Source organism: Nonomuraea bangladeshensis, assembly GCF_039529455.1.
GTDB classification, from domain to species: Bacteria; Actinomycetota; Actinomycetes; order Streptosporangiales; family Streptosporangiaceae; genus Nonomuraea; species Nonomuraea bangladeshensis.
The window spans coordinates 478,317-502,125 of the sequence record NZ_BAAAMV010000009.1; the positions used below are offsets into that span (position 1 = coordinate 478,317).

25 protein-coding genes are annotated in these 23,809 nt (G+C 71.7%); 8 read left to right on the forward strand and 17 right to left on the reverse strand.

Annotation, left to right across the window (positions count from 1 at the left end; translation table 11 throughout):
- Positions 1-13: 13 nt before the first annotated feature.
- The 11 genes from ABD292_RS31530 to ABD292_RS31580 all read right to left on the reverse strand — a co-directional run bounded on the left by ABD292_RS31530 (position 14) and on the right by ABD292_RS31580 (position 10,666).
- Positions 14-472: a MaoC family dehydratase gene (locus ABD292_RS31530; protein ID WP_344213697.1), complete on the reverse strand. Its 459-nt coding sequence runs from the start codon at positions 470-472 to the stop codon at positions 14-16.
- Positions 469-1,368, reverse strand: a complete 900-nt coding sequence (locus tag ABD292_RS31535; protein WP_344213699.1) for an amidohydrolase family protein — start codon at positions 1,366-1,368, stop codon at positions 469-471. The genes ABD292_RS31530 and ABD292_RS31535 overlap by 4 nt, the downstream gene beginning before the upstream one ends.
- A gap of 1 nt (position 1,369) precedes the next feature.
- Positions 1,370-2,284, reverse strand: a complete 915-nt coding sequence (locus tag ABD292_RS31540; protein ID WP_344213701.1) for an SDR family oxidoreductase — start codon at positions 2,282-2,284, stop codon at positions 1,370-1,372.
- A gap of 69 nt (positions 2,285-2,353) precedes the next feature.
- On the reverse strand, positions 2,354-3,601 hold the full coding sequence (locus tag ABD292_RS31545; protein ID WP_344213703.1) for a 2-hydroxyacyl-CoA dehydratase: 1,248 nt from the start codon (positions 3,599-3,601) through the stop codon (positions 2,354-2,356).
- The gene (locus ABD292_RS31550; RefSeq protein WP_344213705.1) at positions 3,589-4,686 is read right to left on the reverse strand and encodes a 2-hydroxyacyl-CoA dehydratase; all 1,098 of its coding nucleotides are present in this window, start codon (positions 4,684-4,686) and stop codon (positions 3,589-3,591) included. The genes ABD292_RS31545 and ABD292_RS31550 overlap by 13 nt, the downstream gene beginning before the upstream one ends.
- Position 4,687: 1 nt before the next feature.
- Complete coding sequence (locus tag ABD292_RS31555; RefSeq protein ID WP_344213707.1) at positions 4,688-5,926, reverse strand: CaiB/BaiF CoA transferase family protein; 1,239 nt, start codon at positions 5,924-5,926, stop codon at positions 4,688-4,690.
- A complete protein-coding gene (locus ABD292_RS31560) occupies positions 5,919-7,040 on the reverse strand; it encodes a CapA family protein (RefSeq protein WP_344213709.1) in 1,122 nt (373 codons plus the stop codon). Before ABD292_RS31560 ends, ABD292_RS31555 begins: the two co-directional genes overlap by 8 nt.
- Positions 7,037-7,858 carry an amino acid ABC transporter ATP-binding protein gene (locus ABD292_RS31565; RefSeq protein WP_344213711.1) on the reverse strand — a complete coding sequence of 274 codons (822 nt, stop codon included), beginning with the start codon at positions 7,856-7,858 and terminating at the stop codon, positions 7,037-7,039. The genes ABD292_RS31560 and ABD292_RS31565 overlap by 4 nt, the downstream gene beginning before the upstream one ends.
- Positions 7,855-8,700 carry an amino acid ABC transporter permease gene (locus ABD292_RS31570; RefSeq protein ID WP_344213713.1) on the reverse strand — a complete coding sequence of 282 codons (846 nt, stop codon included), beginning with the start codon at positions 8,698-8,700 and terminating at the stop codon, positions 7,855-7,857. Before ABD292_RS31570 ends, ABD292_RS31565 begins: the two co-directional genes overlap by 4 nt.
- Positions 8,697-9,590 (reverse strand): transporter substrate-binding domain-containing protein, encoded by an 894-nt coding sequence (locus tag ABD292_RS31575; RefSeq protein ID WP_344213715.1) that lies wholly within the window; start codon positions 9,588-9,590, stop codon positions 8,697-8,699. Before ABD292_RS31575 ends, ABD292_RS31570 begins: the two co-directional genes overlap by 4 nt.
- A 152-nt stretch (positions 9,591-9,742) precedes the next feature.
- Entirely contained in the window at positions 9,743-10,666 is a 924-nt protein-coding gene (locus ABD292_RS31580; protein WP_344213717.1) for a PaaX family transcriptional regulator, read from the reverse strand.
- A gap of 359 nt (positions 10,667-11,025) precedes the next feature.
- On the opposite strand from ABD292_RS31580, the gene ABD292_RS31585 reads away from it, so the two are divergent.
- The 3 genes from ABD292_RS31585 to ABD292_RS31595 all read left to right on the forward strand — a co-directional run bounded on the left by ABD292_RS31585 (position 11,026) and on the right by ABD292_RS31595 (position 14,373).
- Entirely contained in the window at positions 11,026-11,925 is a 900-nt protein-coding gene (locus ABD292_RS31585; protein ID WP_344213719.1) for an alpha/beta hydrolase family protein, read from the forward strand.
- Positions 11,922-13,310, forward strand: a complete 1,389-nt coding sequence (locus tag ABD292_RS31590) for an alpha/beta hydrolase family protein (RefSeq protein WP_344213721.1) — start codon at positions 11,922-11,924, stop codon at positions 13,308-13,310. Before ABD292_RS31585 ends, ABD292_RS31590 begins: the two co-directional genes overlap by 4 nt.
- A 109-nt stretch (positions 13,311-13,419) precedes the next feature.
- Positions 13,420-14,373, forward strand: a complete 954-nt coding sequence (locus tag ABD292_RS31595) for an alpha/beta hydrolase (protein WP_344213723.1) — start codon at positions 13,420-13,422, stop codon at positions 14,371-14,373.
- On the opposite strand, the gene ABD292_RS31600 is transcribed toward ABD292_RS31595, so the two are convergent.
- The gene (locus ABD292_RS31600) at positions 14,347-14,841 is read right to left on the reverse strand and encodes a MarR family winged helix-turn-helix transcriptional regulator (protein ID WP_344213725.1); all 495 of its coding nucleotides are present in this window, start codon (positions 14,839-14,841) and stop codon (positions 14,347-14,349) included. The two genes, ABD292_RS31595 and ABD292_RS31600, sit on opposite strands and share 27 nt — an antisense overlap.
- Positions 14,842-15,060: 219 nt before the next feature.
- Between ABD292_RS31600 and ABD292_RS31605 the strand changes: the two genes are divergently transcribed.
- The 5 genes from ABD292_RS31605 to hypF all read left to right on the forward strand — a co-directional run bounded on the left by ABD292_RS31605 (position 15,061) and on the right by hypF (position 20,864).
- Positions 15,061-16,620, forward strand: coding sequence for an extracellular catalytic domain type 1 short-chain-length polyhydroxyalkanoate depolymerase (locus ABD292_RS31605; protein WP_344213727.1), 1,560 nt, complete (start codon positions 15,061-15,063; stop codon positions 16,618-16,620).
- 141 nt (positions 16,621-16,761) lie between these two features.
- Entirely contained in the window at positions 16,762-17,166 is a 405-nt protein-coding gene (locus ABD292_RS31610; RefSeq protein WP_344213729.1) for a PadR family transcriptional regulator, read from the forward strand.
- Positions 17,151-17,729 carry a D-sedoheptulose-7-phosphate isomerase gene (locus ABD292_RS31615; protein ID WP_344213731.1) on the forward strand — a complete coding sequence of 193 codons (579 nt, stop codon included), beginning with the start codon at positions 17,151-17,153 and terminating at the stop codon, positions 17,727-17,729. Before ABD292_RS31610 ends, ABD292_RS31615 begins: the two co-directional genes overlap by 16 nt.
- Positions 17,726-18,586, forward strand: coding sequence for an SIS domain-containing protein (locus tag ABD292_RS31620; RefSeq protein WP_344213733.1), 861 nt, complete (start codon positions 17,726-17,728; stop codon positions 18,584-18,586). The genes ABD292_RS31615 and ABD292_RS31620 overlap by 4 nt, the downstream gene beginning before the upstream one ends.
- A gap of 1 nt (position 18,587) precedes the next feature.
- Positions 18,588-20,864, forward strand: a complete 2,277-nt coding sequence (gene hypF, locus ABD292_RS31625) for a carbamoyltransferase HypF (RefSeq protein WP_344213735.1) — start codon at positions 18,588-18,590, stop codon at positions 20,862-20,864.
- A gap of 9 nt (positions 20,865-20,873) precedes the next feature.
- On the opposite strand, the gene hypE is transcribed toward hypF, so the two are convergent.
- From hypE to ABD292_RS31650, 5 genes are read right to left on the reverse strand one after another with little or no spacing between them, the layout of a single operon-like run.
- Complete coding sequence (gene hypE / locus ABD292_RS31630; RefSeq protein WP_344213737.1) at positions 20,874-21,950, reverse strand: hydrogenase expression/formation protein HypE; 1,077 nt, start codon at positions 21,948-21,950, stop codon at positions 20,874-20,876.
- Positions 21,951-21,954: 4 nt separating this feature from the next.
- Positions 21,955-23,160 (reverse strand): hydrogenase formation protein HypD, encoded by a 1,206-nt coding sequence (gene hypD, locus ABD292_RS31635; RefSeq protein WP_344213739.1) that lies wholly within the window; start codon positions 23,158-23,160, stop codon positions 21,955-21,957.
- Positions 23,161-23,171: 11 nt separating this feature from the next.
- Positions 23,172-23,444: a HypC/HybG/HupF family hydrogenase formation chaperone gene (locus ABD292_RS31640; protein WP_344213741.1), complete on the reverse strand. Its 273-nt coding sequence runs from the start codon at positions 23,442-23,444 to the stop codon at positions 23,172-23,174.
- 19 nt (positions 23,445-23,463) lie between these two features.
- The gene (locus ABD292_RS31645) at positions 23,464-23,586 is read right to left on the reverse strand and encodes a hypothetical protein (RefSeq protein ID WP_344213743.1); all 123 of its coding nucleotides are present in this window, start codon (positions 23,584-23,586) and stop codon (positions 23,464-23,466) included.
- An 11-nt stretch (positions 23,587-23,597) separates the two neighbouring features.
- On the reverse strand, positions 23,598-23,807 hold the full coding sequence (locus ABD292_RS31650; RefSeq protein ID WP_344213745.1) for a hypothetical protein: 210 nt from the start codon (positions 23,805-23,807) through the stop codon (positions 23,598-23,600).
- Positions 23,808-23,809 lie beyond the last annotated feature (2 nt).

The window sequence follows — 23,809 nt, forward strand, 5'->3', positions numbered from 1 at the left end:
GAGGGATCACAGGTCAGGCGTAGTGCCGGTAGATCGCCCGGGCGGCGCAGGCCGGCTTGGCCGCACCGTCGGTCTCGACGGTGAAGTCGACCGTCATCTGCACGCCGTCGCCGGGAACGTCCTCGACCGAGGCGACCGTCCCGGCGAGGCGGATCCTGGCGCCCACCCTGACCGGGCTGGGGAAGCGAACCTTGTCCAGGCCGTAGTTGATGCTCATCTTGACGTCCCGGATCTCCAGCAGCTCGTTGAACAGCGGGATGATCAGGGACAGGGTCAGGTAGCCGTGGGCGATCGTGCCGCCGAACGGTCCGTCCTTCGCCCTGTCGGGGTCGACGTGGATCCACTGGTGGTCGCCGGTGGCCTCGGCGAAGACGTTCACCCGCTCCTGGGTGATCTCCAGCCAGCCGGTGTGGCCGAGGTCCCTGCCGGCCAGCGCCCTGATCTCGTCCAGCCCGCTCACCGTCGTGGTCATCTGTCTGTCGTCCTCTCTGCTCCGCCGAGCCCGAGCAGGCGTACGGCGTTGTCCTTCAAGATCTTCGGGCGGACCTCGGGCTTGATGTCCAGCTTGTCGAAGTCGGCCAGCCAGCGGTCCGGGGTGATCACCGGATAGTCGGACCCGAAGAGCACCTTGTCCTTCAGCAGCGTGTTGGCGTACCGCACCAACTGCGGCGGGAAGTACTTCGGCGACCACCCCGACAGGTCGATGTAGACGTACGGCTTGTGCGTGGCGACCGCCAGCGCCTCGTCCTGCCACGGGAACGACGGGTGGGCCAGGATGATCCGCAGCTCGGGGAAGTCCACGGCCACGTCGTCCACCAGCATGGGATTGCCGTACTTCAGCCGGATCCCGCCCCCGCCGGGGACGCCCGCGCCGATGCCCGTCTGCCCGGTGTGGAACAGCGCGATCGCGCCGAGCTCCTGGATCGCCTCATAGAGGGGATAGGCGATGCGGTCGTCGGGCGAGAAACCCTGGATGCTCGGGTGGAACTTGAACCCGCGCACGCCGTACTCCTCCACCAGCCGCCGCGCCTCGCGGACCCCGGCCTTGCCCTTCCAGGGGTCCACGCTGGCGAACGGGATCAGCACGTCGGCGTGCTCGGCGCAGCTCTCCGCGACTTCCTCGTTGGAGATGCGCGGGTGCCCGGTGGCGTGCTCGGCGTCCACGGTGAACACCACCGCCGCCATCTTCCGCTCCCGGTAATAGGCGGCCATCTCCTCGATGGTCGGCTGCCGGTGCCCGTGCGCCTTGAAGTAGTCCGCGGAGGCCCCGAACAGCTCCGGGCTCAGCGACCCGTGCCCGTCCTTGGAGATCTCCGCGTGGGTGTGCACGTCGATCGCGACCAGCTCGTCCACGTTCATTTCCGGCATCTCAGGCTCCCTCGGGCGCCTTCGGCGCGGGGATGCCGTACGTCTCGGGCTCGGCGCCGACACCCGCCTCCCATGAGGCGGCGATGGCCTCGGCCGTCCAGCCGCCGTCGGCGAACGCGACGGTCTTCTCCTTCGGATGCGCCCACAGCGCCAGGCGGTCCCCGCCGACGCCGATCGCCTGGCCGGTCACGCCTGCGGAAGCGTCGGAGGCGAGGAAGACGACGAGCCCCGCCACGTCCTCGACCGTGCCCAGTCCCTCGTCCTTGCGCAGCCAGTCCGGGAACGGCTTCCCGGTGCGCTCGACCTCCTCGATGACCGGCGCGAACGCGGGAATGGTCTTGGTCATCTCGGTCGCGGCCACCGGGACGACCGCGTTCACCGTGACGTTCGCCCTGGCCAGCTCCATCGCCCAGGTGCGGGCCATCGCCACGATGCCGGCCTTGGCCGCCGCGTAGTTCGTCTGGCCGAAGTTCCCGCGCTGCCCGGCCGGCGAGGAGATCAGGATCAACCGGCCGCCCGTTCCCTGCTCGCGCATCCGCACCGCCGCCGCCCGCGCGCAGGTGAACGTGCCGCGCAGATGAACGTCGATGACGGCGTCGAAGTCCTCGTCCGACATCTTCCACAACACCCGGTCGCGCAGAACGCCCGCGTTGGTGACCATCACGTCCAGCCGGCCGAACTCCTTGACCGCGGTGGCGACCAGCCGTTCGGCCGCCTCCGCGGAGCCGACCGGGGCGACGACGTCCACGGCCTTGCCTCCGTCACCGGTGATGGCCTCGACCACCTGCGCGGCCGCTCCGGCGTCCACGTCGTTGACGACCACCGCCGCCCCGGCCGCGGCCAGCGCCTCGGCGTACGCGCGGCCGAGCCCGCGGCCCGCACCTGTGACGACGGCGACCTTGCCGGAAAGATCCATGGGATTCCCCCTCATTGGAATGTGTGACGATCTCAAGACGATCGTTAAATATCTGCCTGATGTTCAAGGTCAGGCGAGGACGACGTTCTCCAGCCACTGACCGACGCGCTTGACCACCTCGTCACCGAAGGTGCGGGCGTCGACGTTGTCGGCGTGGATCTCGATCACCGGGAACCCGGCCGCCTCCAGTGCCCTGGCCGTGAAGTAGCTGCCTCGGGGATCGTCGGAGACCAGGTGGACCACGCCGTCGATGCCGTGCAGGCGGGCCTCCTTCACGTACCATTCGCTCGACCACGGCGGGGTGTAGAGCTGGTCGCCGAAGGCGGCGAAGCGCGCCGCCAGCGCTCTCATCGGGTCGTCGCCGTAGCGGATGTACCCGTCGGCGGCGATCGCCAGGTACATCGACCAGACGAACACCGCGCCGTACTCGTCCTGGAAGCGCTGGTAGAAGCCCATGTCGTACCAGAGGCCGCGGCCGATCCACATCAACCGGGCCCGCTCGTCCGGGCACGCGGCCTGACCCGTCTCGACCCGGTCGCGCACCTCCTCGTAGAAACGCTTGGCGATGTCCCTGGCCCACTCGGTGCCACGGTGCCATTGCGGGAGCATGACGCTGGGGATGCTGTCGACGACGCCGAGCGGGGCGGGCCGGGTGCGGGCGATGAGGTCGCGGGTCTTCCTGTTCCACTCCTCCTGCTCGTCGACCAGGGCCATCACCTCGCGAAAACGCGACTCGCTGAACCGCCTGCCGGTGGTGGTCTCCAGGAACCTGACGAGGTTCTCCAGCTCCGCGGTGAGCAGGTCCAGCCTGGCCGGGCCGATGGCCTGCTCCCAGCGGTGCGGCATGAGCTCCCACCAGTTGACGGGGACCTCGTTCTCGGCGGCGCTTTCCAGCGGGTAGAAGGTCACCCCTGGCTCGTGTCCCCAGATGTCGAAGATCTTGCGGGTGATGTCGCCCGTGACGTCTCCGACGACGATGTCTGGTTTGGGCAGGCCGCCCCACGGACCGGCCTCCGGTTCCGGATCGAAGGCGGAGCCGAGGGTGACCGAGTTGTACTGCTCCGAGTAGTCGGGGTACCCGCGCTGCCGCACCAGCTCCAGGTAGTGCTGCGAACGCTGCTTGGCGGCCACCAGGGACGCCCACCATTGGCTGACCGCGTACGGGATGTCCATCGTGCGGAAGATCTCGTGCGGGACGTCCGCGTTCAGCAGGGCGAACGGCTCGCCGGCGGCGACCCGCCTGCGCAGGTCGGCGAACCATTCGCGCTGGTGTCTGCCCGCCTCGGCCGCCGTGGCGAGGGATTTCACACTGCGCATGGATGTTCCTTCCGCAGGGCGCTCAGATCGGCACGCCCGTATTCCTGGCGCTCCAGCAGCACGGCGGGGATGTCGAGAGCCGCCCGCTGGGCGGGGAAGTCCCAGGCCGGAGCCTCGTCCCCGACCCTGGAGTAGGCGACGAGGAGCTCGGCACGGCAGTGCCGTACGGCTCTCGCCGCGTGGGCGGCGCGCTCGCTCACGGTGGCCCGGTGGGCGGTCGGACCGCTGTAGTGGTAGTGCTCGGCCAGCGCGTCCAGGCCGCCCGAGCCGCTGGGCCCCTCCGGGGACGGGCCGCCGAAGGAGTGGTCCTCGCCGACGATCACGTAGCCCTCGGACTCGACGGCCTCGTACACGTGTGGCGTGTCGTGGTCACTGCCGCTCAGGAAGACGCGCCGCCCGGCGTGCTCCTCAAGCTGTCCCGCCTCGGCCAGCAGCCGTTCCAGCAGCGCGATGTGCTCGTCCACGGGCAGGACCGCGTTGGCCACCGCGAGGAACTGCCGCCCCGTCAGGCGGGCGGGCACCGCCCTGCGCAGCTCGGCGGCGGCGGCCAGCAGGCGGCGCCGCTCGTTGTGCGCCGCCACCGCCCCGGCGAGGTCGAGGGTACGGCCGGTCCACGCCTCCAGCCTGGCCGCGAACTCACCGATCCTGCGACGGTTGTACCGGGCGGTCGTGCGGTGCGGCAGGTGCAGGATGTCCACGAGATACACCTCGGGCAGTCCCGTGCCCGGCTCCACGCGGCGCAGCTCGCGCAGCGCGTAGAACAGCCGCAGGGAGGCCTCGCAGTCATGCGAGATCACGAGGTGGTCCAGGTCGCCGAAGGACCCGGCGAGCAGCCGCGTGAGCACCGAGCGGGCCATCGGGTCCACCCCTCGGCCCAGGTACCGGTCTCCGAGCGCGGAGCCGGACTCCGGGTCGCCCGTGAGGCGGAGCGCGCGGAGACCCGCGGCGGTCAGCAGTTCGACCGGCACGTCCGCCCCGACGTGGCCGGCGACCGGCGCCCGGTCGCCGGCCGGGAGTTTCGAGGCGGCCGGGGGTGCGCCGCGCCGGGCGTATGCCTCCTCCAGCATGGCGAGCGCCATCGGCATGTCAGATCACCCCCTCCTCGGCCAGGGCCTTGAGTTCGTCGTCGGAGTAGCCGAGCAGGCCGCCGTAGATGGCGGCGTTGTGCTCGCCGAGGGCGGGCGCCGACCGGTCGAGCCCCGTCTCCGAGTCGGAGAAGCGGATCGGCACGCCGGTCCCGTACAGGTCCGCGGCACGACCGTGGCGCGGATGCTCCAGCGGCACGACCTCCTCTCGTTCCAGCACGAGCGGGTCGCGTACGGCGTCGCCGGGCTCACGCACCTCGGCGGCGGGGACGCCGTGCCGGGTGAGCGCGTCGAGGATCTCGGCGAGCGGGCGGTCCGCCGCCCACGAGGCCACCAGACTGTGCAGCTCGCCGGCGTTGGCCACGCGCGCGTCCCGGGAGGCGTACCGCGGGTCCGCGGCCAGATCGTCGCGGCCCATCGCCGCGAACAGGCCGCGGGCGAAGGCGTCGGTGGGGCCGCACAGCGCGAACCAGCCGTCCGCGGCGGGGAACGTCCCGAACGGCGCCAGCCTGGGCACGGTCGTCCCCGTGCGCATGGGCAGGCCCAGCTTCTCGTAGGCGTCGAACGGCTCGCACGCGACCAGCGAGGTCAGCGCCCCCAGCATGGACACGTCCACGTGCTGGCCCTGGCCGGTCGCGTCGGCCCGCAGGACCGCGGCGAGCGTGCCGATCACCGCGTAAAGCGGCGCGACGAGGTCGCCCACCGGCAGCCCGAAGCGGACGGGTGGCTCGCCGGGCGCGCCCGCGGTCATCATCACGCCGCTGAGCGCCTGGATGATGGTGTCCATCGCCTTTCCCGAGCCGGGACCGCCCTGCGCGCCGAAGCCGCTGATCGACGTGCACACGATGCGCGGGTTGATCGCGCTCGCCCAGTCGTGGCCGATGCCGAGCCGCGCCATGACGCCGGCGCTGTAGTTGTCGATCATGATGTCCGACACCCTGACCAGACCGGCCAGGAGGCCCCGGGCCTTGGGGTGCTTGAGATTGAGTGTGACGCTCTCCTTGTTGCGGCCCCGGAGAAGCATCGACACGGACATGTCGTCGTCCCCGTGGCGGCCCAGCGTCAGCCCGTCCGCCCCGAGATAGGGGGCGTTGTTGCGGGAGGTGTCGCCGCCGGTCAGCGGATTCTCCACCTTGATCACGCGGGCGCCGAGCCCGGCCAGCAACAGGGTCGCGTACGGTCCGGACAGTGCGGTGGTCAGATCGATCACCGTGCGGCCGGCGAGCGGGCGGTCAGCCACGCAGCACCACCTCGTCTCCCTCCCACTGGAACTCCGTCTTCAGACCCGCCTGCCGCGTGATGTGCTCGATGTACGACACGACCCGCCGTCCCTCCTCGTCGTCGCCGAGCGGCACCGGACGGCCCGCGTCGTCGATCCAGCAGGGCACGATGCGGGCCGAGACCAGGCCGTCCCGATCGAACCGGCACACCGCGATCGCCGTGTTCCTGCTCTCCGGATGAAAGGGGTAGTACGGCATGTCCGGGTCGGGCGCGAAGCCGTACAGCTCGACTCTGCGGCGCGCCCACGCGGCCCGTTCGCCTGCGTCGCCCGTGGTGGGCGTCAGCGCGCGGGTGACGGTGACGAAGTTGCCGAGCCCGTGGTAGATCGGCCGGCCGCGGTACATCTCGACGCCCCGCATGATGTGGGCGTGGTGGGCGAACACGGCGTGCGCGCCGGCGTCGATGGCGGCGTGCGCCACGGGCCGCTCGTACATCGCGAGGACGGCGGGCGTGTGCCCGACGCCTTTGTGCAGCGACACCAGCACGACGTCGGCCTCGGCGGCCAGGGCCGCCACGTCCTCGGCCATCCGCTCCAGAGAGGCGGGGTCGGCGAAGGTGTAGACGGCGGGCGGCCCGCCGGGGCTGGCGTGGTCGAGCTCGTAGTGGGTCAGCACCTTGATGTACGCGCAGCCGGGCTTGCGGCTGGTCGCCCAGGATTCGCGGGGGCCGACGCAGTTGTAGCTGAGCACGCCGATCCGCGACCCGTCGCGCTCCACGACGGCGGGGCGACGCGCCTGGTCGAGGGTCAGGCCGGCGCCCGTGGTGGTCAATCCGGCCTCGGTGGCGTACTTGATCGTGTCGGCCACCCCCTGGTCGCCGACGTCGTAGACGTGGTTGCCCGCGAGCGTCACCACGTGGAAGCCGGCGTCGGCGACCGCGGAGAGCGCGGCGGGATCGGCGGGCGGGGCGGGGACGTCGGTGCTGACCTGAGCGGTGGACGTGCTGTGGGGCACCTCGATGTGGCCGATCACCACATCGCCCCGGCCCAGCGTCTCCCGGGCCGGGGCGAAGAAGGACGCGGGGTCGGGCTCGTCGACGATGAGGTCGCCGACGGCCATTACCGTGAAACTCAAGAGGTGGTCTCCTCCTCCAGCAGGCGTTCGTCCGGGGTCCGGGCCGCGCGCCCGGAGAAGCGCGACAGGAAGGCCCGGAGGCGGGGCGAGGCGGGGTTGTCGAAGATCTCCTCCGGCGTGCCGGTCTCGATCACCCGGCCGTTCTCCATGAAGACGCACCGGTCCGCCACCTCGCGGGCGAAGCTCATCTCGTGCGTCACGATGATCATGGTCATGCCGCCGCGGGCGAGGCCGAGCACGACGCTCAGCACCTCGTCCACCAACTCGGGGTCCAGCGCGCTGGTGGGCTCGTCGAACAGCATGATCCGTGGGTTGGTGGCCAGTGCCCGGGCGATGGCGACGCGCTGCTGCTGTCCGCCGGAGAGCTGCCGGGGATGGGCGTCCGCCTTGTCGGCGAGACCCACGCGCTCCAGCAGCCGCAGCGCCTCCTCACGCGCCTGCTCCGGCTTCCGTCCGTGGACCAGCACCTGCGCCTCGACGACGTTGCGCAGCACGTTCCAGTGCGGGAACAGGTTGAACTGCTGGAAGACCATGCCCATGCGACTGCGCTGGGCGGCCACGCGCCGGTCGGGCAGGGGGCGCAGGTGGCCCCGGTGGAACTCGTAGCCGAGCAGCTCCCCGTCGAGGTACATGGCCCCGCCGTCGATGCTCTCCAACTGGTGGACGCAGCGGGCCAGGGTCGACTTGCCCGACCCGGACGGGCCGATCACGGTGACGACCTCGCCCTCGTGCACGTCCAGGCTCACCCCGTCGAGCGCCACATGGTCGCCGAACTGCTTGCGTACGTCGCGGATGCGCAGGACCGGTGCGCCGCTCACCGCTGCCCCTTTCCGAAGTGCCGCTCCAGGCGCCGCTGGCCGAGCGACAAGGCGGTGACCACCACCAGGTACCAGGCGCAGGCGACGATCAGCAGCGGCACGATCTCGTAGGTCCTGTTGTAGATCACCTGCACCGAGTACAGCAGGTCGGCCATCGCGATCACGCTGACCAGGGAGGTGCCCTTGAGCAGGCTGATGAACTCGCTGCCGGCGGGCGGGACGATCACCCGCATCGCCTGCGGGAGCACGACCTTGACGAAGCTCTGCCTGGCCGTGAACCCCATGGCGCGGGCGGCGTCACGCTGGCCGCCGTCCACGGCCAGGATGCCGGCCCTGACGATCTCGGCCATGTACGCGGCCTCGTGCAGGGTGAGCCCGATGACGGCCGCGGTCAGCGAACTGATCACCGAGTTGGTCGGCCACGAGACGAAGGTCGGGCCGAACGGCACGCCCAGCGGGATCCGCGGCAGCAGGTAACCGAGGTTGAACCAGAAGATCAGCTGGAGCAGAGGCGGAATGCTGCGAAAAATCGTGACGTAGCCGCCGCAGGCCCAGGCCACCGGCCGGAAGCCGCTCAGCCTGCCCGCCGCGAGAAGCACCCCGAGCACACTGCCCAGCAGCATCACGATGACGGTCAGCAGCAGCGACATGCCGAGGCCACGCAGGACGTTCGGGTCGAACAGATACTTGCCGACCACCGGCCACTCGAACCGCGGGTTGGTGACGAGGAACCAGGCGAACTGCGCGGCGAGCACGAGCAGCACGACTCCGGCCACCCAGCGCAGGGGGCGGATCCGCGGGCGGGCGGCGGCGACGTCCACGGCCTGTGGTGCCACGCTCATTGCGCCGCCGCGGTGTTCATCTTGGGCTCCTGGACCGCCACGTTCTGGAGCCCGTACTTGTCCATGATCTTCTTGTACTCGCCGTTCTTGAAGATCTCCTTGAACGCTTCGAGCATGACGGGGCCGAGACCGCTGGACTTGGGCACGAGCATCGCCAGCTGGTCGACGCCGGCGCCCTGCTCCTCGGTCTGCGTGACGTACGTGAAGGCGTCCTTCTCCTTGGCGAGCACGTCGAGCGCGGCGCTCTCGGTCATGCCGGCCGCGTCGGCCCTGCCGGACTTGGCGGCGAGGATGGTGCCGTTGGTGTCGGCGAAGCCGATGAAGTCGAGCCCCGGCTGACCCTGCTTGGCGCACCATTCGGTCAGGCGCTTGGCCTGGTCCTCCACGATGCTGCCCGCGGTGCCGGCGACGCGCTTGCCGCACAGGTCGTTCGAGCTCTTGATGGCCGAGGATCCGGCCTTGGGGATCAGGTAGGAGGTCCGGGTGACCATCCACACGAGCGCGTCGAACTGCTTCTCCCGCTCGGCGCTGTCCTTGACCGGACCGTTGAAGGCGTCGTACCTGGAGGCGAGCATGCCGGACAGCGCCGCGGGCAGGCCGCTGACGATCGAGATCTCGGTGCGGACCCCCAGCACCTTGCCGAGGGCGTCCTGCAACTCCTTGTCGATGCCCGTGACGGTCTTGCCGTCGTTGGCGACGATCCGATAGGGCGGGTGGGAATCCCCGGCGAATCGGATGACGCCCGCTTCCTTGATGGCCTCAGGCAGGGCGTCGTACAGAGCTGTCGCACCGGCCGGCCGCTGCGTCTCGCCGTCGCCTCCGCCGCAGGCTGCGACGCCGGCGAGGGCCAGAGCCGCCGCACCCGCGAGGATGGTCCTGGGGATTCTCATGGTGATCCTTCCGCGACCAACTAATGCTGCAGTTATTTCTGCGGTCGTGGGGATAAGTGTCACATCTAGAGATGCACACCTGTCAAGAGGCGGCTGTGCGGAGGCGATGACGAGCGGGGCGAGCCGAAGCACCGCCCCACCGCCGGGAGCGATCAGGTGAGCGCGAGGATGGAGCTGGTCCGATGGTGGGCGACCAGCTCGGCCAGCTCGGGCTGGAACTCCGCGACGATCTGCTTGACGCGGAACTCGGCGAGCGGCCCCAGGGTGTCGTAGATCTCCACGAAAAGGTCCCTTGCCGCGGCGCGCGGCCAGTCGGCCGGCAACAGCTCCGTCGGCAGGTCGGGGTCGTGGTTGGGGAACGTCCGCCAGGTGTCCATGATCCCCGTGCGTGCGACCAGCGCCTCGGACGCGCCGACCGCGCCCCTGCGGACGCGTTCCAGAAGAGGCGCGTACTGGGCCACGAAGCCCTCATAGGTGCGCCGAAGCTGATCGAAGTCCCACGCCTCCTGCGGGGCCCGCATGCCCGGGAGGTCAAGGGCCTCGGCGCGGAAGATCGTCGCCATGGGGATCTCCAGCTCGGTCAGCACGGCCGCCGCGCTGTCGGCGTTCGCGGTCGGCGAGACCCACAGCCCGTCGTAGAGCGGGGCGAAGCCGAGCCAGCGCAGCCTGGCGCGCAGCGCGTGGCGCAGGTCGCGCTGCTCCTCGGAGATGGAGAAGGCCGCCATCACCCATCGTCCGTCCCACGCGCCCTGTTCCAGGCCGAAGGACATGATCCGCTGCCGCCCTTCCAGCAGCACCGCCGCGGCCCGATCCGTCAGGCGGTAGTAGGTGCGCCGACCGATCTTGGAAGACTCCAGCAGATCCCGCCTGGTCAGGCGGCTGAGCGCGGCCCGCGCCGCCACGGCGGAGACACCGAACTCCTCGGTCAGCCGCACCAGCGCCGCGGACGGCAACTGCTCGGGCCGGCCGATCCAGTAGTCCCCGAGCAGCGTCGTGATCAGGTGCTGCGGGGGTGCGCCCACCTGGAAGCGCGGAAAATCGACGCCCTCCGCCTCAGAGCTCTCTCGATCATTCACATCAGAAGTATATTGACAACGCCTGATCGCGCGCTCGTTATTCGAATGTCACGCTTTGATCCGCTGCCGAGGTCACCAGGTCGCCGCAGGCCAGGAGGTCCAGACGGTCGCGGCAGGTCGCCGAGCACGCGACCGCCGACCACTGCGGGCGATCACTCCGCCCAGTCGTCCGGGCGGCAAACAGGGGATTGACATTGATGACAGAAAGCTGAACGATCGTCTGCGTTGACGGCGGACATCCGCCTCACAGCGGCTGCCAGGCGCCCCGCCGGCCATTCGCGGACCTCTTCGGGCCCCGGCCCAACACCCCCTGCCCGTCCATCCACCGTGGAGGCAACGCAACCATGTTTGCCCGCTCCATGACCGCCCGGATCCTGCTGGCGGCGACCGCGGGGGCAGTCGTCCTCGCCGGCTCCGGCACCGCGGCGTCGTCCGCCCCGAATCCGCCGCCGAAGACCCCCTCGGCCGGCGCCTCGACGCGGGCCGTGCTGCCCACGGTGCGTGAGGCCGCCGAGGGATTGCCGGGGCACACCGTCTATCGTCCGGCCGATCTCAAGGCACTGCCCAAGAACAGCCTGCCCGTGATCGTCTACGGCAACGGCGCCTGCGCGACGAGCAACCTCGAAGGGATCACCTTCCTCACCGGCCTGGCCTCCCAGGGATACATCGTCGTGGCCAACGGCGGGGTGGACGAATTCGCCGTCCCCAACACCCCCGAGAACACGATCGCGCACCCCGAGGCCCTCCTCGCGGCCGCCCACTGGGCCACCGGGTCGAAGCAGTCCCGCAAGCAGTTCGGCGGGCGGGTGGACACGACGCGGGTCGGAGTGCTCGGCCACAGTTGCGGCGGCGTCGAAGCCCTCGCCGCCGGGACCGACCCCGTGATCGACGCGGTCGCCGGATTCAACACCGGGTACTTCGCGGAGCCGGCCTTCGGCGGCTACGGGCGCGACCGTCTCGCCGATCTGCACACTCCGACGCTGCTGGTGAACGGCGGTCCGGACGATGTCGCCCACCAGAACAGCATCGACAACTACGCCCTGCTCGACGTCCCCGCCGCCCTGGTCAGCGACACCGCGGCCGGCCACACCGGCTTGATCGCCGGTCTCGAGGCCACCAAGGGCTGGCAGGTGGCCGCGGACTGGTTCGACTACGTCCTGCGCGGGGACCGGGCCGCCGGGGCGCGCTTCGTCGGCCCCGACTGCGGACTGTGCACCGAGGACGGGTGGAAGGTCGAGTCGAAGGGGCTGTCGCTGTGATCCGCCGTAAGACGATCGCGTGCCTGGCCTTCGCGTTGGCGGCCGTCGCCGGAAGCGGGACCGCCACCGCCGCCACCGCCGCGCCCCCCGGCGGCACGCCGTGCCTGCCGGACTCCCCCGCCCGCCCCACCTGCATCAGCGGCACCCTCGCTGACGGCACGCCCTACGAGTTCGTCGTCCCGGCCCGCTGGAACGGCGCCGTGGTGGTCGCCCTCGACTTCGCCGGCCCGGGCCGGAACGAGCCCCTGACCGCGCGGTTGCTGGCCGACGGCGTGGCCCGCGGCGGGACGAGCCGGGCGATCACCGGCTGGGACATCCGGTCCGCCATCGACAACCAGGCCGAGGCGCTGGCCCGCTTCGAGGACGCCTACGGCCCGGCACGGTACGCGATCGGTTCCGGGACCTCGATGGGCGGTTTCGTCGCCGCCGGCGTCGCCCAGGTCCACCCCGGCGCCTTCGACGCCGCCGTCCCGATGTGCGGCGGCCTCGGCGGATCCGTCGGCCAGTGGAATCAGAAGCTCGACACGGTCTTCGTGCTTGAGCGCCTGGTCGCGCCGGGGCTGCCGGTCGTCGACATCCCGAAGGACGTCGACTCGGCCCGGAAGGCATGGATCGACGCCCTGGCCGCGGCGCAGCAGACCCCCGAGGGGCGGGCCAGGATCGCGCTGGCCGCCGCTGTCGGCCAGTTGCCGGCCTGGGGACGGAACCCCGACGGGTCCACGCCGCCGCCTCCGGGCAGAGGGGACGCCGACGCGTTGCAGCAGGGCGCCTACCTGGCGCTCGCCGGCGGGCCCCTGCCCTACGTGGGACAGGCCATGAGCAGCCGACGCCAGATCATGGACGTGGTCGGCGGAAACCCGTCCTGGAACACTGATGTGGACTACGAGAAGCAACTGAGCCTCGCCGATCCCGTCCTCCGGCGTGCCGTCCGCGACCTGTACAAGGCGGCAGGTCTGGACCTCGCGGCCGACTTGAGCGACCTGGCCGCGGCGCCCCGCATCGCGGCGGACCCGGACGCCGTCGAGCGCTTCTCGCGCGGCATCGTCCTGACCGGTGACCTGCGCATCCCTGTGCTGACCGTGTCCGGCACCGGGGACCAGATCTCCACCGTCGCCCAGCAGCAGTCGTACGAGGAGAAGGTGCGCCGGGCAGGAGCGGGCTCCCTGCTGCGCCAGACGTACACCGAGACCGTCGGCCACTGCGACTTCTCGCCGGCGGAACAGGAGGCGGCGCTGCTGACCATGCTCGACCGGCTGCGGAGCGGTCACTGGCCCGCGACGTCCGCCCCGGCGATGAATGCCCGTGCGGCGGCCCTGGCGGCCGACCCCGCCCCCCGCTATGTCCCGTTCACCCCGCCCCGGTTCAACCGCCCCTATCCCGGCTGAGCAGCATGCGGGCGGTGGGCCGGGGCAGCCACCGCCCGCGAGGTCGTTGCCTGATGAGGGGGATGTAGGGGGTTGGCCGGGTCTTCTGGACGCGGTTGACTCACGCGACATGAGCCGTGCTTACGATCCGGACCTGCTGCCGTACGTCGAAACCATCCCCAGTGTGGAGCTGAGCGAGTTCATCAAGCGGGACAAGCCGCCCTTCGACCCCGCCACCCTGGATCCGGCCGTCATCGAGCAGATGACGAAGCTCCTGCCGCAGTACACGCCGGAGCGGCCGGTGGCGGTCGAGGACAGGGTGATCCCCGGTGGCGTGCGGGTCCGGCTCTACAGGCCCGAGAGCGAGACTCCCCTGCCTGCGCTGATCTACCTGCACGGCGGCGGGTTCGTCTCGGGCGAGCTGGACTTCTTCCAGGTCAGGAACCTGCGCTTCGCGGACCGGATCCCGGCGCTGGTGATCGCCGTCGACTACCGGCTCGCCCCCGAGCACCCCTTCCCCGCGGCGCTGGAGGACTGCATGGCCACGCTGGAGTGGGTGCACGCGTCGGCGGGCGAGCTGGGCGTCGATCCGGGCAGGATCGCCGCGGGCGGCGACAGCGCGGGCGGCAACCTCTCGACCGCGCTGGCGATGCTCACCCGGGACAGGGGCGGGCCGCCGCTGTGCTTCCAGCTGCTCGACGTGCCCGTCACCGACGACCGGCTGGAGACGCCGTCCATGCGGGACTTCGTCGACACGCCCATGTGGAACAGGGGCGACGCGATCTTGAGCTGGCGGTATTACCTGCCCGACGGGGACGGGCCGGTCTCGCCGTACGCGGCGCCCGCCCGCGCGGATGACCTGTCCGGCCTGCCTCCCGCGTACGTGTCGGTCTGCGAGTTCGATCCCCTTCGCGACGAGGGCATCGCCTACGCGCAGCGCCTGGTGCAGGCGGGGATCCACACCGAGTTGCACCTGTATCCGGGCGCCTTCCACGGCGCCGCCGTGATCGCGGACACGGCGCTCACCAGGCGGATGAACGAGGACATGATCGAGGCGTTACGGCGGGCCCTGCATCCCCTGTGAGCCGCGTGCGTCCGGGTGGAGGGCTCGGGCGCACAGCGTGAGCGCTTCCGCGAGCGTCGTGCGGTCCGGGTCGTCGATCTCGGCGAGCATGACGGCTTCGATGCCGTCGAGTGAACGGTCGCATCGCCGGAGCGTGCTCAGACCTTTCGGGGTGAGGCGGGTGCGCAGGGCGCGGCCACCACCGGGGTGCGGGTCACGGCGGATCAGGCCGCGTTGTTCGAGATCGCGGATGACCAGGTTCATCGCCTGCGGAGTGACGAAGGCGATGCGGGCCAGGTCGGCCGAGGACGGGGCGTCGCGCAGGCGCAGCTCGCTGAGCGCCATGTACGCGGTGGTCGTCAGGCCGTGCCGGGCGAGCGCTTCGTCGAGGCAGGCGCGGATGCGGCGTTCCAGCCGGAACACCAGGTAGCTGACACGGGGCGGCGGCGCGTCCGGCGCGGCGGCCGCGGGGGCACCCGGATCGATCACCAGGAGACGATATCGCGCTCCCTCGGAACGGGCTCCGATGTAAGTTTCGCATCCCCTTATCAAGGAGCTTGATAGCAAGTTACTTGATAACCAGGGGAAATGGCTCTGTGCCAGGTCAACCGGCCGGCATGCGCACCGAGCGGGCGTTGACGGTGGATCGTCGTCCTTTTACTTTCCAGTCCGCGGCGCGTGCCGCGGATGTGGAGAGGAGGAGCGCGCATGAGACGTTTGACCACGGTGCTGGCCGGTGCCTGCGCCGCGGCGCTCTTTGCCGTCATGACCGTGGCACTCGGATCGCCGGCCGTCGCCGCCGCCCTGGTGGAGGTGACCGGCTTCGGCGACAACCCGGGCAACATGCGGATGCACGTCTACGTGCCGGACTCGCGCCCGGCCTCGCCGGCGATCGTGGTGGCGATGCACGGCTGCGGCGGCTCCGGCCCCGGCTTCCACCAGAGCAGCGAGTTCGCCTCGCTGGCGGATCGGTACGGCTTCATCGTCATCTACCCGACCGCCACCCAGTCGGCGGGGTTCGGCAACTGCTTCGACACCTGGTCGGACGCGGCCAAGCAGCGCGGCGGCCGCAGCGATCCCGTCTCGCTCGTCTCGATGATCAATTATGTCGAGCGGACCTATCGGGGAGACCCGAACCGGGTGTACGCCACGGGAAGCTCGTCCGGCGGCATGATGACCCAGCACATGCTCGCCGTCTACCCGGACCTGTTCAAGGCGGGGGCCTCCTTCATGGGCGTGCCCTTCAACTGCTTCGCCGGCGCCTCCGACTACCCGCCGGGAAGCAGCCGGTGCACCGGCGGGAGCATGGACCGGACACCCCAGCAGTGGGGCGACGCGGTCCGCCAGGCGTACCCGGGATATTCCGGGCCCCGCCCGCGCATGCAGCTGTGGCACGGCACCAGCGACACCCTCGTGCCCTACTCGCTGCTGCGGGAGTCGATCGAGCAGTGGACCAACGTGTTCGGGCTGAGCCAGACCCCGACCGGCACCGACACCCCGCAGGCGGGCTGGAGCCGCAGCCGGTACGCCGATCCGTCCGGCACCGTGCAGGTGGAGGCGTACAGCATCCAGGGCGCCGGGCACACTCTTCCGCAGAGCGGCATGGCCCGCTACGCCGTCGAGTTCTTCGGCCTGACGACCAGTCAGACCGACACCACGCCGCCGACCACGCCGGGCACGCCGGTCGCGTCCGGCGTGACCGCCACCGGCGCCACGCTGACCTGGACCGCCTCCACCGACCAGGGCGGCTCCGGCTTGGCCGGCTACGAGATCCTGCGCGCCACCGGCGCGACGGGCGGCACGTTCGCCCAGGTCGGCACCTCGGCCACGACCTCGTTCACCGACACGGGCCTGTCCGCGAGCACCGTCTACCGCTACCAGGTCCGGGCGCGCGACGCCGCCGGCAACGTCTCGGCGGTCTCCGGCACCGTCCAGATCACCACCCAGGGAGGTACGACCGGCGCCTGCCGCGCCACCCCGACCGTGCAGTCCCAGTGGGGGAACGGATACGTGATCCAGCCGCTGACCATCACCAACACCGGCACCTCGACGATCACCGGCTGGACCGTCACCTTCACCCTGCCGGCCGGGCACACCCTGACCGGCTCGTGGAACGCCACCGTCACCACCAGCGGCCAGACCGTCACGGTCAGAAGCGTCGGCCACAACGGCACGCTCGCGCCGGGAGCCGCCACCACCAGCTTCGGCTTCCAGGCGAGCAGGCCCAACGGCGACACCGCCCTGCCGTCCGGCTACGCCTGCGCCTGACCGGCTGAGGACCGTCCGGGAGATTCTTGGCGTGGCTACGGCGAAGAGTCGTGCAAACGCCGGACGCGCCGCCCGCCCCCGTGGCGGGCGGCGACCTACTGTCCTCACGACCGGCCATCACAGCACCGGAGGAGGGGACCCATGTCGGGCAGTGACGTGCGCGGCCTGCTCCCTCCCTTCCTGCTGCTGCTCATCTGCGAGCGGCCCGGCCACGGGTACGACCTGATCGAGCGGCTGGCGCGGCTGGGGGCGTCCGACGCGGAGCCCGGACAGGTCTACCGGGCACTGCGTTCGCTCGAACGCGCGGGCCACCTGGCCTCCTCCTGGGTCGCCTCCGAGGCGGGGCCGGCGCGCAGGCGCTACGAGCTGACCACCGGCGGCATGGCCGAGTTGCAGGCGTGGATGCGCCGGTTGATCGAGGTCCGGCAGCTGCTGGAGACCTGTCTGGTCAGATGGGCGCGGGTCAGCCAGGAGACGGGCGGCCACGGGCTCCCGGACGTACGGGAGGAGACCGGGTGGGAGGAGGCGTCATGGGCGAGGCGATGAGCGCCGTGTCCGCCGCGTTCGAGCGACGGGTGGGGCCGGCGACCGCCCTCGGGGAGGACGCCGAGCGGATCGTGCGCGCCTGCCAGGAGATGGCGGAGCGGTTCCGCGGGGGCGGCAAGCTGCTGGTGTTCGGCACCGGAGGGTCGGTGGCCGACGCGCAGCACGTCGCCGTCGAGTTCGCGCACCCGGTCGTCATGGGCAAGCCGGCGCTCCCGGCCATCTCGCTGACCACGGACATGGCCGTGGCCACCGGGATCGCCCGCACTCAGGGCCTGGACGGGATCTTCGCCGCCCAGCTGCGGCTGCTGGCCGCGCCGGGCGACATCGCGCTCGGGGTGTCGGCCGACGGCGACTGCGCCGGCGTGCGCAACGGGCTCGCGGCGGCGCGCGCGATGGGGCTGCTCACGGTCGCGCTCACCGGAGGGCGGGGGGCGCCCGAGGCGGATCACGTGCTGGCCGTCCGCTCCGCCGACCCGCTGGTCGTCAAGGAGGTGCACATGACGATCTACCACGTGCTGTGGGAGCTCGTGCACGTCTTCCACGAGCTGGAGGCGGTCCGATGACGGAGCCGTGCCACGACGAGGTCTGCGTCACGTGCTCCGACGCGGCGGTGCCGATGCGCGTCCTGCGGCTGCTGGAGGACGGGCTGGCCCTGGTGGAGGCGGAGTCGGGGCCGGAGGAGGTCAGCGTGGCCCTGGTGGACGTACGGCCGGGCGACGTCGTCCTGGTGCACGCCAAGGAGGCCATCGCGATCGGCCCGCGCGGAGAGGAGAGCAGCATCGAGGCCCTCTATCCGTTCCTCGCGCCGGCGCCGGCCGATCGGGAAGCCGTGGTCGCCGACCTGTGCGCGTCCACCCGGAGGAAGGCCGAGGAGATCGTCGCGCTGCGCCGGTCGCTGGTCGACCTGCACGCCGAGGGTCTGGTGGCGTGCGCGCGGGCGATGGCGGCGGCGTTCGAGGCGGGGGGCCGGCTGTTCGCCTTCGGCAACGGGGGGAGCAGCACGGACGCCCAGGCCGTCGCGCAGGTGTTCGCGGCCCCGCCGGAGCCGGCGCGCGCGGTCGCGGCGGTGCCGCTCGCCCAGGACGTCGCGCTGCTCACGGCGCTGTCGAACGACGTCGGGTACGAGCTGGTGTTCGCCAGGCAGCTGGCCGCGCTCGGCCGCCCCGGCGACGTGGCCGTGGGGCTGTCCACCAGCGGGGGCTCGGCCAACGTGCTCAACGCCATGGCGGAGGCGTCCAGGCGCGGCATGCTCACCGTCGGGCTGGTCGGCTACGACGGCGGGCCGATGGCGCAGGAGGATCGGGTGGCGCACCTGTTCGTGGTGCCGTCGGCGTCCGTGCACCGCATCCAGGAGGCGCAGATCACCCTCTGCCACGTGCTGTGGGAGCTGACCCAGCGGGTGCTGACCGGCGAGACGTGACGTGTCCGGTACGGGGGCGCGCCGGATCCGGGTGCGGGTCGAGGGGCTGGTGCAGGGGGTGGGGTTCCGGCCGTTCGTGTGCGGGCTGGCCGGGGCGTACGGGGTGTCGGGGTTCGTCGGCAACGACCCCGGCGGGGTGTTCATCGAGGCGGAGGGCGAGCCGTCCGTGCTGGACGCGTTCACGGCCGGCCTGACCGGGCAGGCGCCGCCGCTCGCCCTGGTCGAGCGCGTCTCGGTGGAGCCGACGGAGCCCGTGGGCGGGTCCGGGTTCCGCATCGTGGCCAGCCGGCGCGGCGAGCAGCCGGACGGCGCGCTGGTGTCGCCGGACGCCGGGACGTGTGCCGCTTGTCTGCGCGAGCTGCGTGACCCGGGCGACCGCCGGCACCGCTACCCGTTCGCCAACTGCACCGACTGCGGGCCGCGGTTCACCATCGTCACCGGCGTGCCGTACGACCGGTGCGCCACGACGATGGCCGACTTCGAGATGTGCGCCGCCTGCGCGCGGGAGTACGGCGACCCCGGTGACCGGCGCTTCCACGCCCAGCCCGTCTGCTGCCCGGCGTGCGGCCCGTCACTGCGCGCCCTCGGCGCGGACGGTCTGCCGGCGGCCGGGGACCCGGTCGAGGTGGCGGCCGGGTGGCTGGAGGCGGGCCGGATCGTGGCGATCAAGGGGCTGGGCGGCTACCACCTCGCCGTCCTGGCCGCCGACGGAGCCGCCGTGGCCGCGCTCCGTGCCCGCAAGCGGCGCGAGAGCCGGCCGTTCGCCGTGCTGGCGCCGGACGCGGCGGCGGCCGGGACGCTGGTCCACCTGGAACCGGCGGCCGAACGGCTGCTCACCGGCGCGTCCCGCCCGATCGTGCTGGCCCCGCGCCGCCGTGACGCCCCGGTGGCCGACGCCGTGGCGCCCGGGGCCCGCGAGCTCGGGGTGATGCTGCCGTACACGCCCCTGCACCACCTGCTCGCCGACCGGCTGGCCGTGCCGTACGTGCTGACCAGCGGCAACCTCACCGACGAGCCCATCGCCTACCGCGACGAGGAGGCGCTGCGGCGGCTGGCGGGCGTCGCCGACGGGTTCCTCGTGCACGACCGGCGGATCGAGGCGCCGGCCGACGACTCGCTGGTGCGGGTCTTCCGCGGCCGGGAGCTGGTCGTCCGCCGATCGCGAGGGTACGCGCCCGCCCCCGTCGGCGTGCCGTGGCGGTTCCCCCGGCCGGTGCTCGCCTGCGGCGCCCAGCTCAAGAACACCTTCTGCGTGGCCAGGGGCGACCAGGCGTTCCTGTCGCAGCACATCGGCGACCTGGAGAGCTACGAGACCCTGCGCTCGTTCGCCGAGGGCGTCGAGCACTTCTGCCGGATCTTCGGCGTCCGCCCGGCCGTGGTCGCCCACGACCTGCACCCGGAGTACCTGTCGACCGCGTACGCGCGCGACCGCGAGGACGTGGACCTGATCGCCGTCCAGCACCATCACGCCCACATCGCCTCCTGCCTGGCCGAGCACGGCCACGGCGGGCCCGTCGTCGGGGTGGCGTTCGACGGGCTCGGCCTGGGCGCGGACGGCACGCTGTGGGGCGGGGAGCTGCTCGTCGCCGACCTGGTGTCCTTCCGGCGGGCCGGGCACCTGGAGGCGGTGCCGATGTCGGGCGGCGCGGCGGCGGTGCGGCAGCCGTGGCGGATGGCGGCGGCCTGGCTGGACCGGATCCACGGCGACGCGCTGCCCGGCCTGGCGGTGGTCGGGCGGCATCGGGAGCAGTGGCAGGCGGTCGTGCGGATGGCGCGGGCCGGGCTGAACTCGCCGCTCACCTCCAGCGCCGGGCGGCTGTTCGACGCGGTCGCGGCCATCGCGGGTGTGCGCGACGTGATCGGGTACGAGGGGCAGGCGGCGGCCGAGCTGGAGGCCCGGGTGGATCCCGGCGAGCGGGGGGCGTACCCGGCCCGGCTGATCGAGGGCGAGCCCCTGGTCATCGCCGCGGGCGACCTGGTCCAGGCTGCGGCCGAGGACGTCGTCGCCGGGGTGGACACGGGACGGGTCGCCGCGCGGTTCCACCGTGGGCTGGCCGCGGCGGTGGTCCGCGCGGTCCGGGTGCTGGGTGAAGGGACAGGACTGCGGACGGTGGCGCTGTCCGGCGGCGTGTTCCAGAACACGGTCCTGCTGGAGGCCGTGGTGTCCGGCCTGGAACGGGAGCGGTTCCAGGTGCTGGTCCACTCCCGGGTGCCGCCGGGCGACGGCGGCATCGCGCTCGGGCAGGCGGTCGTCGCCGGAGCGAACGACCGCCGTTGATCACCGCACTCAGCAGATGCGCGGCAGCGGGTCCCCGACCAGCAGGTCCACGATCCTGGTGCCGCCGAAGGCGGTGTTGAGCAGCACCATCCCCGCAGGCCCCGGCTCGATCGAGCCCACCACCGCAGCGCCCTCGCTCACCGGGTGCCGGCGCAGCGCCGCCACCGCGGCTTCCGCGTGGTCACCGTCGACCACGGCCACGAACCTGCCCTCGCACGCCACGTACAGCGGGTCCAGGCCGAGCAGCTCGCAGGCCCCGGTCACGATCGGGCGCACCGGGACCGCGCGCTCGTCCACCGTCACGGCCACCCCGGCGCCCCGGGCCACCTCGTTCAGCACGGTCGCGACCCCGCCCCTGGTGGCGTCGCGCATCATCCGCACCGGTACGGCGTCGAGCAGCGCGGCGACGGCGTCGTGCAGGGGCGCGGTGTCGGAGGCCAGGTCGGCCTCGATGTCCAGGTCGCCCCTGGCGATCATGACGGTGATGCCGTGCTCGCCGATCGGCCCCGACACGATCACCGCGTCCCCGGGCCTGACCTGCGACTCGCCCAGCGCGACCGGCCGTTCCAGCGCCCCGATGCCGGCCGTGGTCACGTAGCAGCCGTCGGCCTTGCCGCGCTGGACCACCTTGGTGTCGCCGGTCACCACCCGTACGCCGGCCCGCTCGGCCGCGGCCGCCATCGAGGCGGCGATCCTGCGCAGGTCGGCGATCGGGAACCCCTCCTCCAGGACGAACGCCGCCGACAGGTGCATCGGCCTGGCCCCGCAGACCGCCAGGTCGTTGACGGTCCCGTTGACCGCGAGGTCGCCGATGTCGCCGCCGGGGAAGAACAGCGGCGAGACCACGTACGCGTCGGTCGTGAAGACCAGCCGGCCGGTGCCGAGGTCGAGCGTGGCGCCGTCGTCGAGCGGCTGGAGCGCCGGGTTGCGGAAGGCTTCGACGAAGACGGCCTCGATCAGCGTGCGCGACGCCTTGCCGCCGGCGCCGTGCGCCATCGTCACCCGTTCCTCGGTGAGCTTCGGCCTGCGGCGGCGGACGCGTTCGATCCGCTCCAGCACCTGCTCCTCGCGGGATGCTGTACTCATGGCCTCACTTCGTGAGGCTGCTCGGTCGCTCAAACCCGCCGCCTTCCCTCGTCGCTCTGGTCGCTGCGCTCCCGCCGCTCCTCAGTCCAGGCGACGGCGCGACCTCGCGGCGCCGGGTGAAGCGGCCGAAGTTGTAGTAGGCGGCGCAGGCGCCCTCCGAGGACACCATGCAGGTGCCGATGGGCGTCTCGGGCGTGCAGGCGGTGCCGAAGACCTTGCACTCCCACGGCTTCAGCACGCCTTTCAGCACCTCGCCGCACTGGCACGCCTTCGGGTCGGCCACCCGCACCCCCGGCACGGGGAAGCGGGTCTCTGCGTCGTAGGCCGCGTACGCCTCCCGCATCCGCAGCGCGGAGTGCGCGATGAAGCCCAGCCCGCGCCACTCGAAGTGCGGCCGGAGCTCCATCACCTGCGAGATCGCCGACAGCGCCCGGTGGTTGCCGTCCCACGGCACCACCCGCGTGTACTGGTTCTCCACCTCGGCCCGGCCCTCGGCGAGCTGCCGCAGCAGCATGTAGACCGACTGCAGGACGTCCAGCGGCTCGAACCCCGCGCACACCAGCGGCTTGCCGTAGTCGCGGGCGATGAACGAGTACGGCCGGCAGCCGATGACGGTGGAGACGTGACCGGGCCCGATGAAGCCGCCCAGCCGCTGGTCGGGCGAGTCCAGGATGGCCTTGATCGCCGGGATGATCGTCACGTGGTTGCAGAAGACGGCGAAGTTCCCGATGCCCTCGGCGGCGGCGCGCAGCACGGTCATCGCCGTGGACGGGGCGGTGGTCTCGAACCCGATGGCCATGAAGACGACCGTGCGGTCCGGGTTCTGCCGGGCGATCTTGAGCGCGTCCAGCGGCGAGTACACCATGCGGATGTCCGCGCCCGCGGCCTTGGCGTCGAAGAACGAGCCCTGCCCGCCCGGGACCCGCATCATGTCGCCGAAGGACGTCATGATCACGCCCGGCTCGCGGGCGATGGCGATGGCGTCGTCCACCCGCCCCATCGGGATGACGCAGACCGGGCAGCCCGGCCCGTGCACCAGCGACACCTGCTCGGGCAGGTGGTCCTCCAGCCCGTGCTTGTAGATCGTGTGCGTGTGGCCGCCGCACACCTCCATGAACGTGTAGCGCCGGCCGGGCTCGCACAGGTCCCGGATCCGCGCCGCCAGCCTCCTGGCCTCGCCCGCGTCGCGGTACTCATCGACGAACCGCACTGTCCCGCCTCTCAGGTGATGTCGGATTCCGCGAGCGCGTCGAGCTCGTCGGTGTACGCCTGTCCGAGACCGCGCAGGAGCTCGAGCGTGGCCGCCGCCTCCCGCTCGTCGATCTTGGACATGGCGAAGCCGACGTGCACGAGCACCCAGTCACCGGTACGGATGCCGTCCTGGTTGACCAGCCCGACGTTGATGGCCCGCCGGACGCCCGCGACCTCGACCTTGGCGAGTTCGGGCTGTCCGGGGATGAGTTCGACGATCTCGCCGGGAATGCCCAGGCACATCGGCCGCCTCGCTCCTCTCTCACATTCTGCTCATGGTGATGTAGCGCTTCAGCGCGGGCAGTTCCCGCATGATCATCGTCATGACCGCGACCCCTGCGACCAGGGCCAGCACCTTGCCTGGATGCCGCATGTCGATCTCCACCTCCTCTCGGTCTAGCTGGGCGAGAGGTTCGGCATGACCGGCAGGATCGGGTTCTCCTTGCCGGGGCGCACGCCCGTGGAGCGCCGCGCGTCGGCGGTGTCGTCCCCGTGGTGGCCTGCCTGATGGCGGTAGGCGCCCTTCGCGTTGCCCTGCCGCACGCCTTTGACGTGCGAGGGCGTGTCGGGCTTCACGTCGGGCTTGCCTACGCGGATGCCTGCCATGT